This is a genomic window from Paenibacillus zanthoxyli JH29, assembly GCF_000520715.1.
GTDB lineage: Bacteria > Bacillota > Bacilli > Paenibacillales > Paenibacillaceae > Paenibacillus_AQ > Paenibacillus_AQ zanthoxyli.
Window position 1 is genome coordinate 1 of record NZ_ASSD01000060.1, and the last position, 14,883, is coordinate 14,883.

The window sequence follows — 14,883 nt, forward strand, 5'->3', positions numbered from 1 at the left end:
TTCTTAATGAGGTATTGACCGCCTCGTTCATATCAGTTCAATGCCATGGGGTAGACATTAGTTAAATCACATATCGGACGACCATTGTCGCTGTTTTGGTGCTTACTTTTACTACCACAGGCAAGGTTACTTTCGCTAGTGAAGTTTCGGCGGCTCCGGAACCTACAAGCTCAACCTCACTTTCAACTGAGGCCCCAGCGGCGGATTATCTCGTTGATATACAGGATGTGCTGGTCACACCGTTAAATACTAATGCCTTTTCACCTAAAATATTAGTTTCAGCCCCTGAATCTAAAGTAGGCCCCTTATCAGTAGTAGGCCCAGTATGGGTAACCAAAACATGGACAGTAGATAAACTTTCTGATGGAGCAACCGTATCGGTCGTTTGGAAGCTTGCAACGGATTCAACTAAAGCTTCATTGGCGATATCTAGAAGGCCGGAACGACGGCCACACCGTATTTATCTTCGATAAATTTTTTGACATCCGGACTGGTCAGGGCTGCATCCAGCTTCTTGATCTCCTCGCGGTTCTCATCGCCTTTGCGGACAACGACTACATTGGCGTAAGGCGAATTCGCATCTTCGCGGAACAGCGCTGTCTTCGGATCGATCTTCGCCTCCAGAACGAGGTTAGTGTTGATGATGGCCCCGTCCAGATCGGGCAGCGAACGCGGCAGCGTGGCCGAATCGGCTTCGACGAACTCTAAGTTGTGCGGGTTATCCACGATATCTTTGGGAGTCGCCTCGTAAGTCGTAATACCGTCCTTCAGCTTGATCAGCCCCTGCTGCTGAAGCAGCACAAGCGCCCGGTATTCGTTGGAGGGATTGTTCGGAATGCCGATTTTCGCTCCGTGCGGGATTTCGTCCTTGCTCTTCAGCTTCTCGGAATAGAAGCCGATCGGTTCGACATGCACCTTGGCGGTAACTACGAAATCATAACCCTTCTCCCCTTTGACGGAATCCAGATAAGGGACGTGCTGGAAGTAGTTGGCGTCGATCTGCTTCTCCTGCAGCGCAGGATTAAGCTGTCCGTCATCATCCAGCGTAACAATTTCCAGATTAACGCCTTCTTCCTTCAGCATCGGTTTTATGAATTCCAAAATCTCGGCATGCGGCACAGCCGACGCCCCGACCTTAATTGTCACTTCCTTAGGCGCTGCACTTTCTGCCGGGCTTGTCTGCGGGGCGGCCGCTTCCCCGTTTCCGTTCTGCGACCCGCAACCGGCCAAGATTCCTGTCGCCACAATGACCGCCGCAAACCATAAGCTTCTTTTTCTCGCCATCCTAATCCCTGCTTTCTCTGAAAATGTATGTAAAAGAATGTACAACCGGTATATCCTCGAAGGCCCTCGGCCCTCGTCTAGAACGGGGAACCTAAACCCGGGCGGCAGCAGCCTCCCTACCCGTTCTTAAAGCGCCGCCGGTCAATGGAACGGGCGATATAGTCGCCGGACCATTGCAAAATCTGGACGATCAAAATGATAAGAAGGACCGTCCCAAGCAAAATATCGGTGCGGAACCGCTGATAACCGAAGCGGATGGCCAAGCTTCCGAGTCCTCCCGCTCCGATGGCTCCCGCTACCGCCGTGAATTCGGTGATGGAGATGACGGCAATCGTCATTCCCCGAACCAGAGCGGGTAAAGCTTCGGGTATAAGCACCTGCAAGATGATAGTGAACGGTCCAGCGCCTACCGATTTGGCCGCTTCAATCTTGCCGTCTCCCACTTCGCGAAGGGCATTCTCGATGATTCGCCCCAGAAACGGCGCCGCACCGATGGATAAAGAGACAATCGCCGCCGCCGGGCCGAGCGTAGTACCCACAATCAGCCGGGATAAAGGCAGCAGCAGCACAATCAGGATAATGAACGGAATGGAACGTACGCCGTTAATTGCGGTGCTGATCACCTTGTTCACTCCGGGAGCGGCAAGAATCCCGCCTTTATCCGTAACTACCAGCGTAATCCCGAGCAGCGTGCCCAGGAGCAGCGCAAAAACCGACGACCATGCCACCATGTACAGCGTCTGCCGCAGCCCTTCCCACAGCAAATCGACTACATCTTCTCTCATCGCAGCACAGCCTCTCTTTGCTCCGGCTTCGGAACTTCGAGCTGTCCGCTATTCCCGGTATTGTTGTAGAAGTCGTAAATTCCGGCGAACCGCTTGGCTGTATCGCTTTGCGGGTTATGGAACAACTCCCGGACCGGAGCGTTCTCTACGATTCGGCCCGCCTCAATTACGGCGGCATTGCCGCATATATGGCGCAGAACATCCATCTCATGCGTGATCAGCACAACGGTAAGGCCCAGCCTGCGGTTAATATCCGCGAGCAGCTCCAGGATGGAATGGGTCGTCTGCGGATCAAGCGCCGATGTCGCTTCATCTGACAGCAGCACATCCGGTTCACCGGCGAGCGCCCTTGCTATGCCTACCCTCTGCTTTTGTCCGCCGCTCAGTTCGGAAGGATAGCTTCCGGCCTTGCCGCCAAGCTCGACCAGGTCGAGAATTTCGCCCACCCGCCGCTCGATCTCGGGCTTCTTATAACCCGCTGCCTTCAGCGGAAATGCAACGTTGCCAAAGACCGTCTTGGAATCAAACAGATTGAACTGTTGAAAAATCATCCCGATTTTACGGCGGGCCAGCCGCAGCTCACGCTCTTTCAGATCGGTAATGACCGTTTCGCCAATCCGAATGCTGCCCGAATCCGGCTCCTCAAGCCGGTTCAGACAGCGGATAAGTGTAGATTTTCCGGCGCCGCTGAAGCCGATAATGCCGAATATTTCGCCTTTTTCGATATGCAGATTTATATCCGTTAGCGCCGAAACCGTCCCGCTGCGCGTCCGGTAGCTCTTGTTCAGATTCGTGACGGTTATCATGCTTGAACCTACCTTCTTTCCAAGGAATAAAAAAAATCAAGCCCTAATACGCCTAACGGCGTTTCCAGCTTGATTTCCAGTGATCTGGTCAATCAATCATAATTCCTATTAATTCAATATGTTTAATCGATAATCAATAATATAGAGTACCCGCTATTTGATGTCAATCCCCATTTTCAGCATCTTTTTCAGAAAACCCGTTATCGCCAAAAAAGCGTACCCCCAAGGCTGTCGGGTGTACGCTTTTTAATGTGCAGGGAGACGGCTACTGCGCCTTCTGCAAGCCTGCAAAAACCAGCGTCGTCACATATTTCCGGGCGTCCGCCGTCAGAAGAAGCAGCTCTACGCTCTCACTCCCCGGCTCCTCTTGGTCAAATTTCACTTTGGCTCCATCCAGCGTTTCCAGCATGCCGGTAACGGTATAACCTTGAAGCAGCAAATCGTCGACCTCCTGCTTCTCCTTGGCAAAATCATCGTATGCGGACATTAGACAACACCTCCGCTAACCTCGGCTTTGGCCGGAAGTACCGGAGCGGCTCCGAACCGTTTACGGCGCAGATACTTGCCGGAGCCCGGCTTGCCAACGAACTGCTTGTTGCGGATGACGAAATCGCCGCGGCTGAGGACGGACACCGGTTCTCCCTTGACCTCGAAGCCCTCAAACGCGTTGTAATCGACGTTCATATGATGGGTTTCGGCGGAAAGGGTCCGCTGCACGGCAGGGTCGAAAATGACAATATCGGCGTCGCTTCCGACAGCGATCGTCCCTTTTTGCGGGAAAAGGCCGAACAGCTTCGCGCTGGAGGTGGAGATAATATCCACGAATTTATTCAGCGAGATGCGGCCTTTTTCCACACCCTCAGAGTACAAAATGGTGAACCGGTCTTCAATCGTCGGCCCGCCGTTCGGTATCTTGGAGAAATCGCCAAGGCCCAGTTCCTTCTGGCCCTTGAAGTTAAAGGAGCACTGGTCGGAGCCGATCGTTTGCAGACTGCCGTTCCACAAGGATTTCCACAGCACATCCTGGTTCCACTGCTCGCGCAGCGGCGGAGACCAGACGTATTTGGCCCCTTCGAAGTTCGGCTTCTCAAGCGCCGTCTGGTCAAGCACAAGATACTGCGGGCAGGTCTCGCCGTAGACGCGCAGCCCCTTCTTGCGGGCCTCCTCGATCTTCCACGCCGCTTCGGCGCAGGTCACATGCACCACATACAGCTGCGAATCGGTCAGCTCGGTCAAATAGGCGGCGCGGCCCGTGGCTTCGCCTTCAAGCTCCGCAGGCCGGGTCAGCGCATGGTAGATCGGATCGGTATTGCCCTCGGCCAGCGCTTTGGTCACGAGATAGTCGATCACATCGCCGTTCTCGGCGTGGACCATCACGAGTGCGCCTTCTTGCTTGGCGGCCTGGAGCGTCTTGAAGAGTGTGCCGTCATCGGCCTGGAGCACATTTTTGTAAGCCATGAACACTTTAAGGGAGGTAATGCCTTCGTTCTCAATAATTTGCGGCAGCTCCGCAAGCACGGTGTCGTTCAGCTCGGACACCATCAGGTGGAAGCCGTAATCGATCACGGCTTTGTCCTGCGATTTCTCATGCCAGGTGTTCACCGCCTGCTGAAGAGGCAGCCCCTTGCTCGTCAGGCAGAAGTCGATCACTGTCGTCGTTCCGCCATAGGCGGCGGCGATGGTGCCCGTCTCGAAGTCATCGGCGGTTACGGTTCCGCCAAACGGCATATCCAGATGCGTATGCGGATCAACCCCGCCCGGGAAGACGTAGCAGCCGGAAGCGTCGATAATCTCGGCCCCGTCCGCCTTCAGATTAAGGCCGATTTCCGTAATAATCCCGTTCTCGATCGCGACATCCCCGGTAAACGTATCCGCCGCCGTTACAATCGTCCCATTCTTGATCAGTTTCTTCATTCTCAAAACACCTCCGCTTTGGAATAAGAACCGCTTAGACTGCCAACGACGCGCTGGCGCTCGTTCCAGGTCATCGGCGGCAGGCCGCTGTCGACCTCTACCATGTCGATAGCGCCTTCCGCCGGGCAGACGATCGAGCACAGGTTGCAGCCGACGCAGTCTTCCTCGCGCACCTTCAGAATCGCTTTACCCTCTGCATTGGTCAGCATGTCGATGCATTGATGCGAAGTGTCCTCGCAGGCAATATGGCATTTGTTACAGTTGATGCAGTTGTCCTCATTGATCCGGGCCACCACTTTGTAGTTGAGGTTAAGGTCGCCCCAGTTTGAGTATTTGGACACCGATTTGCCGGTCAGTTCGGTCACGGATGCGAGACCCTTCTCATCCAAATAATTGTTCAGGCCGTCGATCATTTCCTCTACGATCCGGAAGCCGTGATGCATAGCCGCCGTACACACCTGAATGGCGGTGGAGCCCATCAGCATAAATTCAACGACATCCTGCCAGGTGGAGATGCCGCCGATGCCGGAGATCGGAACGGTCACCTCCGGGTGGCGGGCGCATTCGGCAACCATGTTGAGCGCAATCGGCTTCACGGCCGGGCCGCAGTAGCCGCCGTGAGCACCCTTGCCGCCGATATGGGGAATCGTGTTCCAGGTATGAATGTCCACTCCCGCGAGACTGTTGATCGTGTTGATCAGGCTGATCGCGTCGGCGCCTCCCTTGACGGCGTGGCGGGCCGTAACCGTAATGTCGGTAATGTTGGGAGTCAGCTTGACGATAACCGGTGTCTTTGCTACTTCTTTTACCCAATACGTCTGCGCTTCTACCAGATCGGGCTGCTGCCCGGATGCGGCACCCATGCCGCGCTCCGCCATCCCGTGCGGACAGCCGAAATTCAGCTCCAGTCCGTCTACGCCGACATCCTCGACTCTTTTGACGATTTCATGCCACTTCTCCTGTTTGGGTTCCACCATCAGGGAGGCGACCACGGCGTGATTCGGGAAGCGCTTCTTGGTCTCGTAGATTTCCTTGAGGTTGACATCCAGCGGACGGTCCGTAATCAGCTCGATATTGTTGAAGCCGGCTACGCGCTGGCCGTTGAAATTGACGGCCGCAAAGCGCGCGGACGTGTTGATAATCGGGTCGCCGAGCGTCTTCCATACGGCGCCGCCCCAGCCCGCTTCAAAAGCGCGCTGCACTTGATAGCCTGTATTAGTTGGCGGCGCGGAGGCCAGCCAGAACGGATTAGGTGACTTGATCCCTGCTAGATTAATGCTCAAATCTGCCATTGATAATTCCCTCCCTGAAAAATATTTTTATACCGCAGAGCCGACAACGTTGTCCTGCTGCGGCGTAAATTGCTTAACAATCGCGTGAGCGGCGAGCTTGCCTTGCTGGGCCGCAGATACGACCATCGCTTCGCCTTTGCCGAAGCCGAAGACGATGTCGCCAACGGCATAAATTTGCGGATCGGAGGTCCGGTGGGTCTCCTCGTCGATCTTCACGACGCCCCATTCATGGTCAAGCCCGAGATGCTCGATCAGGCCCGTATGGCGCTTCTGACCAATCGCCAGCACGACAGCTTCCACCGGCATAATGAATTCGGAGCCTTCCACCGGCACCGGCTTAAGTCTGCCATCGCTGCCAGCCTCGCCGCTCAGCTTCATCGTTACACATTCAAGGCCGGTTACCTTGCCGAGCTCGTCGCCGATAATGCGCTTAGGCAGCGTCAGCCAGCTGAACTCGACGCCTTCCTGCTTGGCGAATTCATATTCGAAGTCGTAGGCTGTCATCTCCTCGCGGGTGCGGCGGTAGACCATCTTCACATTGGCCGCGCCGAGCCGTACGGAGCAGGTTGCGGCGTCAATCGCCGTGTTGCCCGCGCCGATAATGGCAACGCGCTGTCCCATCAGCTGTACGTTCGACACACCCGTCTTCGTCGATTCAACCAGCTTGATCGCGTCGTACACGCCTTCCAGCTCCTCGCCAGGGATGCCGAGCTCGGGCACGTAGCCCATACCGGCGGCAAGCACGATGGCGTCATATTCCGCCTTCAGCTCATCCACCGTTACATCCGTCCCTACCTTTACGCCTGTGCGGATGTCCACGCCAAGCTTCTCGACCTGCTCTACTTCCCACAGGGAGACGGACTGTGGCAGACGGAAGGATACAATGCCATGGGTATCTAGTCCTCCGGCCAGTTCCCTCGCTTCGTAGATCACGACGGAGAAGCCTTCGCGGGCCAGCTCTCTGGCAGCCGACAATCCGGCCGGGCCGCCGCCGATCACGGCAACCTTTTTCCCGCTCGGAGCACCCGCCTTGAACAGCTTCACGTCATTATTCATTGCCCAATCGGTCGCATAGCGCTGGAGGAGGCCGATCTGGATCGGCTCGGAAGCATCGTTCAGCACGCAGGCTCCTTCGCACAGCTCTTCGGTCGGGCAGACGCGCGAGCAGCTTGCGCCTACCGGGTTGGACTCCATTATCGTATGCGCGGCGCCCCGCAGGTTGTCCGTGGCAATACGCTTAATAAAGGAGGGAATGTTAATGCCCGTCGGGCAAGCCTTGATACAAGGAGCGTCGTAGCAGTAAAGACAGCGGTTGGATTCTTCGGCCGCGCCCTTGCGGGTGAGCCCCGGTTCGGCCTCAGCGAAATTTCGCATGAACATGTCAGGTGAAAACGCGGTCAACGGTGAAGCGTGTTCCATCAGTTATCCCTCCTAGATGTATGTTACATAATATAACACAATTACGATTTTTGCCTTATAATTCTACTTACTTCGACAGATTTATATAGTAAAATAAGCTGTATCCCTTTTAAAACAAGCTTATCTCTGCCTATTTAGGTTAGTTATTCTAACATTTATATTCACACTATAGTCAATTCATTTTTTCGTTACATTAGACATAATGTCTAATTTCAAAAGTGTATTTTTTACGTGAGGGAACTAGGCTCAAAATGGACTTCGGTACAAGAAAAATATACGGCGTCTGCCAAGACGAGGAGGATGACTATGGACTGGGAACTTATGTTTACGATTCGGGAAGCACTGAAAAGACCGCTGTTTGCCGACGCCAAAGTCGTCGGAGGGAGCTCGGGCCTCGACCGGGCGATCCGCTGGGTGCATGTGCTGGAAAGCTCCAGCATCGAGAGCCTGATTCACGGACAGGAAATGATACTCACAACAGGCATCGGGATGAGCGCCGATCTCCCCGCCTCGCTTGAATTTCTCGAATACTTGATCCAGAAAAACGCCGCTTGTCTGTGCATCGAGCTGGGAACTTATATCAGCGCCGTGCCTGAAGAGCTGGTCTCACTGGCGGATGAACATGATTTTCCCCTTATAGTGTTCAACCGCACGGTTCGGTTCGTCGATATTACGCTCGATCTGCATTCGCTTATTATCAACCGCCATCACCGCATGCTCGGGGAGCTGGAGAGCATCTCCCGCGAGTTCCACCGGCTGACGCTGACCTCGCAGGGAACGGTAAAGGTGCTGCAGCTGCTGTCCAGAAGCACGCGCACGCAAATTCTCTACATGCAGCTCCAAGGCAAGCCGCAGTTCTTCCCCTCGCTGCCGCCGGAGGAGCAGGAGCCTCTGCTCCGCTTCTTCTCGGCTTTTTATGAAGAAATGGAAGGAATCCACCAGCCGGACGCCGCTCCCAGCTTCCGCGAATTCGGCGGCAAGACGGTCGTGCTCAAGCCGGTCGGCGCTCTGGACCAGACGTGGGCCTACATTCTGATGGTATGCCCCCATAAACCGCAGGAGTTCGACTGTCTGCTGCTCGACTCCGCCGCGCTGTCCATCGCCCAAGAGCTGCTGCGCACACGCTACATGGAGGAGCGCAAGCTTTTTTCCGAAAATTTGTGGGTCGACGAATTGATCAACGGGCGCATTGACGATGAGAACCGGCTCAAGAGCCTGATCGGACCGGATTTCGGCGTTGTCAACGAGCTTGCTTACCGCGTATGCCTGATCGAGATCGAAAATCCCCGAAACGTAAAATGGAACAGCTCGGAAAATGAATGGGAGTCGATTACGTTTCACCTTTCACTTGTCCTGCGTTCCATTTTTGAGAAATATTCACTCCGGCCGCTCATTACGCTAAAGAACAACCGCCTGACCGTCATTGCGCTGGACATTCAGTCCAAGGTGCCCGGACGGACCCGGCTGCAGCAGGCGCTGGAAGCCCTGCAAAATATCCGCTCCGACGAGAAGCTGAAGGATCTTCAGCTCGTCATCGGCGTGGGCAAATCGCATACTCAGCTTAAGAATGCTCCAGCCGGCTACCGGGAAGCGGTGCAGGCGCTGTCGCTCTACCCCTGCCACCAGAAGCCGACCCTGTTCTACGAAGAGCTTGGCGTCTTCCAGCTGCTGCTGAGCCTGAACGACGGCAAGACGCTGCAGAACTTTATCCGCACCTATCTCGGTCCGCTGATCGACCATGACCAGCAGAAGGGCAGCGAGCTGCTGCTGACGCTGCGGGTCTACCTGGATCATGACGGGTCGAAGCAGATTGCGGCGCGGAAGCTGTTCATCGTCAGACAATCGCTGTACTACCGTCTGGACAAAATTACGGAGCTGCTCGGCGAGGACTTTATGTCGCCGGAGAACCGCATTTCGATCCAGGTCGCCTTGCGGGCCTACCAGTTCCTGAACCCGGAGAAGCTTACTTTGCCCAGCTCCCGTTCAGTACCTCTGTGAACGTGTCCAGGATGAACTGGATGTCCTCGTCGGTCGAGGCAAGCGGCGGAGCGAAGGTCAGCACGTTGTTGTAGCCCGCTACCGTATCGCCGTTCTTGCCGATAATCAGACCCTTGGCCTTGCAATCGGCGATGATGCCCTTCACCGTATCCAGCGGAGCCGGCTCCTTGGTCGTCTTATCCGCCACAAGCTCGACGCCGGTGATCAGGCCGAAGCTGCGGACATCGCCGACCAGCTTGTGCTCCAGCAGTTCGGACAGCCCTTTGCCCAGGCGCTGGCCGAGCAGGTCGCCGCGTTCGACGAGCTTCTCCTGCTCCATGATTTCCAGATTGCGCAGCCCCAGGGCGCAGGCGGCCGGATTGCCGCCGAACGTATTGATATGCCGGAAGTAGCCGTAGTCGTCGCTGTTATCCTTGAAGACTTCGTAAATTTCTTTGCGGACGGCGGTCGCCGACAGCGGAAGATAGGCGCTGGTCAGCCCTTTGGCCATCGTCACGATATCCGGCTTCACGCCGAAGTTGTGGTGACCGAATTTACGCCCCGACCGGCCGAAGCCGCAGATGACTTCGTCGATAATGAGCAGCACGCCGTGCTTCTTGCAGATTTCCTGCACGCGGTCCATATAGATCTGATGCGGCACGATGACGCCGCCGCCGGTAATCACCGGCTCCATGATGACCGCCGCTACCGTCTCCGCCCCCTCCCAGACAATGGTGTCCTCGATCTGCTGGGCCATCAGCAGGTTGAATTCCTCTACCGACTGCCCGGCGGGGCGGCGGTAGCTGTCGGGCGGCGCCACATGCAGGAAGCCCCCGCTGAGCGGTTCGTATTTGTATTTGCGCTGAGCCTGACCTGTCGCGGACAGGGCGCCGAAGGAATTACCGTGATAGCCCCGGTAACGGGCAATGAACTTGTGCCGGTAATGCTGTCCGCTCTGCTGGTGGTACTGGCGCACCATTTTAAAGGCGGCCTCATTCGCTTCCGATCCGCTGTTGGAGAAGAAGATCACATATTCATCTCCCAGCCATTCGTTCAGCTTCTCCGCCAGCAGAATGGCCGGCATATGGCTCTGCGTCAGCGGAAAATAAGGCAGGCTGAGCAGTTGATTATATGCGGCTTCAGCCAGTTCCTTGCGCCCGTAGCCCACATTGACGCACCACAGGCCCGACATGCCGTCCAAATACTTCTTTCCGTCGATATCGGTAACCCAGGAACCGCTGGCGGACGCGGCGATCATCGGCGGATTGGCTTCACTGTAAGGCGAAATGTGGTGCCACAGATACTTCCGGTCTTTGCTGATTGCAAGTTCGCTCTCTTTCCCCGTTTTGAGCATTGCACTTATCCCCTCTCCATGGCCCGCGCAGCTTTAGTAGCGGGCTGTGATCATTTTTTTGCGTGTATAGAACTCTACGCCGTCGCGCCCGTTCGCATGCAGGTCCCCGTAGAACGATTTCTTGTAGCCCGAGAACGGGAAGAACGCCATTGGCGCGGGTACGCCCAGATTGACTCCCAGCATGCCCGCGTCGATCTCTTCGCGGAACTCGCGGATGGCCTTGGCGCTGTCGGTATAGATGCAGGCGCCGTTGGCGAACGGCGACTGATTGGTGACGGAAATCGCCTCCGCCAGATCCTTCACGCGAACGACAGCCAGCACCGGTGCAAAAATCTCATCCCGCCAAATCGTCATCCCCGGCTTCACATGATCGAAGATCGTCGGGCCGATGAAGTAGCCCGCTCCTTCAGTCGCGGCGTCTTTCCGGCCGTCCCGGACAAGCTTCGCCTGCTCTCGCTCCCCGGTTTCAATATACGACACAGTCCTTTCCTTGTTGGACCCCCGGATAACCGGCCCCAGGAACACCCCCGCGTCCAGGCCGCTGCCGATCTTGAGATTGTCGGCGGCAGTCTGGAGGCGCGCTACCAGCTCGTCGGCGATCTCTTCATGAGCAACTACGACCGAGCAGGCCATGCAGCGTTCACCGGCGGAGCCGAAGGCGGCGGAGGTGATGTTCTTGACCGCATTATCCATGTCGGCATCAGGCAGAACGATCGAGTGATTCTTCGCTCCGGCCAGCGCCTGAACCCTTTTGCCATGCGCGCTTCCGTTCTTGTAGACGTATTCCGCGACCGGCTGGGAGCCGACAAAGGATATCGCCTTGATATCCTCATGCTCCAGCATTCCGTTAACGACCTCATGCGCCCCGTGAACGACATTCAGCACGCCAGGCGGGAATCCCGCCTCCGCGAACAGCTCGGCCAGACGGCCCACCAGGAGCGGCGTCCGCTCTGACGGCTTCAGCACGAACGTATTGCCGCAGGCAATCGCCAGCGGGAACATCCAGCACGGCACCATCATCGGGAAATTGAACGGTGCTACCCCGCCCACAACGCCGAGCGGATAGCGGTACATTCCCGACTCAATGCCCGTGGCAATGTCCGGCAGCTGGCTGCCCATCATCAGGGTTGGAGCGCCTGCGGCAAATTCGACGCATTCGATGCCGCGCTGAACTTCTCCGCGCGCTTCTTCGAGGCTCTTGCCATTTTCCAGCGTAATCAGTTCAGCAAGCTCTTCCGCATGCTTCAGCAGCAGCTGCTGGTATTCGAAGAAGTAACGAGCCCGGCGGGGTACAGCAACCTTTTTCCAGCTGTAAAACGCCGCCTTCGCTGCGGCAACCCCGGCATCCAGCTCCTCACGGCTGGACAGCGGCACATAAGCGATCACTTCCTCCGTTGCGGGATTGAATACTTCTTCCTCCCGCCCGGAAGACGACTCCACCCATTGCCCGTTGATAAAATTTCTCACTTTCTCGGTCTGTCTGACCAGCAGAGACATGCAAGGCACCTCATTTCCCGTAAAATTAAATTACCCCCGATAACCGAAGCTTGGCGCTTCAGCGCTATCCATTGACATGACGGCTTTGAAAAAAACCGCCTCCGCAAAATCAGATCCGCTTCTAGGCAAGGCGGGCTGTCAGGAATTTCGCGGAGGCTCCAGGATCAAGCCTAAGGAGGCTCATCCTGCGGATTGCATTATTTTGAAGCCATGTCCATAATTTCGTTCGTGTACGCCTCGGACAAATTGGCCTCTTTCTTGATTACACCGAACTTAAAGGCGATGTCTGCGGTTTGCTTGAATGCGGCTTCGTCCGTGTAGCCCAGCTTGGAGATGTCGAAGCCTTCCGGCTGAATCAACTTGGCGACTTCCTCCATCATTTTCAGCTGATGCTCTTTCGTTGTGCTGCCGGCTTCCGCCTGTTCCATCACAATATCGACTGCCGCCGCCGGATCGGCGATGGCATCCTTCCAGCCTTTAAGCGAAGCGCGGACGAATTTCGCCGCCGTCTCTTTATTGGCTGCCAGCCATTCCTTGTTGGCGAACAGATTGTCTTCCAGCATGGCGACGCCCTCGTCGTTCATGTCGATGACATTCAGATCTTCGGCTTTGACGCCCGACTCAAGCACAACCTGGTATTCGTTGTACGTCATCGCGGAAGCCGCGTCCAGCTCGCCGCCGAGGAATTGGTCCATGGTAAAGCCTTGTTTCGTAAATTTGATATCCTTGTTCGAATCGAGCTTGTATTTGTCGAACAGCGCCAGCAGCTCGAACTCATTGCCGCCCATCCAGTTGCCGACCCGTTTGCCTTTCAGATCAGCCGGGCTGTTGATATTCGCCGATTTTTTGGAGACCAGCACGAGACCACTCTTTTGGTAGATTTGGGCAATTTGCACCAGCGGCATTTCCTGCTCCTGGCTCGTCAGCAAGCTCGCTACCCAATCGACGCCGATGTCGGCCGATCCGCCCGCAACCTGCTGCTCAGGCACAATATCCGGTCCGCCAGGCAGAATTTGAACGTCCAGACCTTCGTCCTTATAGTAGCCTTTGCTGAGCGCGACGTAGTACCCGGCAAATTGAGCCTGCGGCACCCATTTCAGCTGCAGCTTAACGGGAACAAGGTCAGCCGAAGGCGCTGTGCTTGCTGCCGGAGCGGCCGAGCTTCCTGCGGAAGCAGTTGGCTCACTTCCCGAAGAACTGTTGTTGCCGCCGCAACCTGCAAGAACCGACAGCACCAACGCCATTACCGCCATTAACAGCACACCGCGAAATTTTCTGTTTTTTACGCTCATCAATCGAATTCCCCCCACTGAAAAGTTTAAATACATTTAAAAAACGACTCCTGGAACAGTATGGCTGCCATCATAATGCGCTGTATGCAAACGGCCGGTCCTGATATTCAGGGGGAAGCCTAGCGGCCGGTTGTACCGTTTTTTCCTTGGCTTATGAAGCCCGCCGTGAAGGATGCCAGCGGATGAACACCTTCTCCAGCCTTTCCACCACCAGGTAAAAAATGACCCCGGCAATCGCCGCAAGCACGATGCATGACCAGCCGAGCGGCATTTTGGCGACCTTAATGGAGTTGGACAGCAGATAACCGAGCCCTCTTGAGGAGAAGAAGAATTCGCCGACAATCGCCCCGATCATGCTCGCCGTCGCGTTAATTTTCAGCGCGGTGAACACATAAGGCAGGCTGTTCTTGATCCGCAGGTGGCGGAACACCGCCGATTTGGGCGCGGCGTAGGAATGCATCAGATCCAGCGCCAGCGGATCGATCGCCGCCATTCCTTTATAGGCGTTGATCGCCATCGCGGCCATCGTCGTCGCCGCCACAATCGCGATGCGGGAGCCCAGCCCATCGCCGAACCACAGGTTCATGATCGGCGCAAGCGCCACGATCGGAACGGCGTTCAGCGCGGCGACCAGCGTCAGGCTGCCGCCGCCCCAGCGCGGCCAGGCCGTGGCGGCCAGGGCAATGACGAAACCAAGCGCCGAACCGATGAGCATACCCAGCACCGCTTCAGTAAGCGTATATCCCGTATAGGACAGCAGCAGGCTTATATTATCGCCCATCGCCTCCGCAATCGCCGAAGGCAGCGGGAGCTGATATTTCTTCAAATCGAATATCTTATGGATGACCTCCAATTCCCACAGTGCCAAAAACAGAACACCCGCGAGTACAGGAAGGATGACGCGAAAGATTGCGGCTTTCCGCGCACGGCGGCGCGGTCTGCCGTTCTGCACAGGGGCTGCCGAAGGCGGTTGGGCCGTCATAGCGGGTTGCGGACGGCTTCCATCCTCTTGGCTGCGAGAAGAAACCAATGTTGCTTCACCAACTGTGTTGCCTTCCATCAGCGGCTGCCCCCTTTCGGACGGAATTCAGGCTGCCACGGAGAAACGAGCCGCTCGATCAGGCTCATAAGACCATAGCTGGCCATGCCGAGAAACGCACCGACCAGAATGGTCGACCAGAACATGTAAGTATGTGAAGGACCGTAATACAGATTGCGCAGCATAATGACGCCGATCCCATGCTGCGCGCCCATCAGCTCGAC

The 14,883-nt window shown here is 56.1% G+C and carries 12 protein-coding genes and 1 pseudogene; 1 reads left to right on the forward strand and 12 read right to left on the reverse strand.

Annotated elements, in window-relative coordinates:
- Positions 1 to 429: 429 nt before the first annotated feature.
- From L691_RS0102395 to L691_RS0102425, 7 genes are all read right to left on the reverse strand, one after another.
- Entirely contained in the window at positions 430 to 1,284 is an 855-nt protein-coding gene (locus L691_RS0102395) for a MetQ/NlpA family ABC transporter substrate-binding protein (RefSeq protein ID WP_025688545.1), read from the reverse strand.
- 116 nt (positions 1,285 to 1,400) lie between these two features.
- On the reverse strand, positions 1,401 to 2,069 hold the full coding sequence (locus L691_RS0102400) for a methionine ABC transporter permease (protein ID WP_025688547.1): 669 nt from the start codon (positions 2,067 to 2,069) through the stop codon (positions 1,401 to 1,403).
- On the reverse strand, positions 2,066 to 2,875 hold the full coding sequence (locus tag L691_RS0102405; RefSeq protein WP_025688548.1) for a methionine ABC transporter ATP-binding protein: 810 nt from the start codon (positions 2,873 to 2,875) through the stop codon (positions 2,066 to 2,068). Before L691_RS0102405 ends, L691_RS0102400 begins: the two co-directional genes overlap by 4 nt.
- 265 nt (positions 2,876 to 3,140) lie before the next feature.
- A complete protein-coding gene (locus L691_RS0102410) occupies positions 3,141 to 3,362 on the reverse strand; it encodes a hypothetical protein (RefSeq protein ID WP_025688549.1) in 222 nt (73 codons plus the stop codon).
- Positions 3,362 to 4,789 (reverse strand): dihydropyrimidinase, encoded by a 1,428-nt coding sequence (gene hydA / locus L691_RS0102415; RefSeq protein WP_025688550.1) that lies wholly within the window; start codon positions 4,787 to 4,789, stop codon positions 3,362 to 3,364. Before hydA ends, L691_RS0102410 begins: the two co-directional genes overlap by 1 nt.
- A gap of 2 nt (positions 4,790 to 4,791) precedes the next feature.
- A complete protein-coding gene (gene preA, locus L691_RS0102420; protein ID WP_025688551.1) occupies positions 4,792 to 6,081 on the reverse strand; it encodes an NAD-dependent dihydropyrimidine dehydrogenase subunit PreA in 1,290 nt (429 codons plus the stop codon).
- 27 nt (positions 6,082 to 6,108) lie between these two features.
- Entirely contained in the window at positions 6,109 to 7,500 is a 1,392-nt protein-coding gene (locus L691_RS0102425; RefSeq protein WP_025688553.1) for an NAD(P)-dependent oxidoreductase, read from the reverse strand.
- A gap of 306 nt (positions 7,501 to 7,806) precedes the next feature.
- On the opposite strand from L691_RS0102425, the gene L691_RS0102430 reads away from it, so the two are divergent.
- A complete protein-coding gene (locus L691_RS0102430; protein WP_025688554.1) occupies positions 7,807 to 9,498 on the forward strand; it encodes a PucR family transcriptional regulator in 1,692 nt (563 codons plus the stop codon).
- Here L691_RS0102430 and L691_RS0102435 read toward each other — a convergent pair.
- The 5 genes and pseudogenes from L691_RS0102435 to L691_RS32430 all read right to left on the reverse strand — a co-directional run.
- Entirely contained in the window at positions 9,464 to 10,831 is a 1,368-nt protein-coding gene (locus L691_RS0102435) for an aspartate aminotransferase family protein (RefSeq protein WP_025688556.1), read from the reverse strand. The two genes, L691_RS0102430 and L691_RS0102435, sit on opposite strands and share 35 nt — an antisense overlap.
- A gap of 33 nt (positions 10,832 to 10,864) precedes the next feature.
- The gene (locus tag L691_RS0102440) at positions 10,865 to 12,328 is read right to left on the reverse strand and encodes a CoA-acylating methylmalonate-semialdehyde dehydrogenase (RefSeq protein ID WP_025688557.1); all 1,464 of its coding nucleotides are present in this window, start codon (positions 12,326 to 12,328) and stop codon (positions 10,865 to 10,867) included.
- A 197-nt stretch (positions 12,329 to 12,525) separates the two neighbouring features.
- A complete protein-coding gene (locus L691_RS0102445) occupies positions 12,526 to 13,620 on the reverse strand; it encodes an ABC transporter substrate-binding protein (protein WP_025688558.1) in 1,095 nt (364 codons plus the stop codon).
- 151 nt (positions 13,621 to 13,771) lie between these two features.
- Positions 13,772 to 14,680, reverse strand: a complete 909-nt coding sequence (locus L691_RS0102450; protein ID WP_025688559.1) for an ABC transporter permease — start codon at positions 14,678 to 14,680, stop codon at positions 13,772 to 13,774.
- Positions 14,680 to 14,883: pseudogene (locus L691_RS32430) on the reverse strand (ABC transporter permease); the annotation flags it as partial. The gene L691_RS0102450 and the pseudogene L691_RS32430, both read right to left, overlap by 1 nt.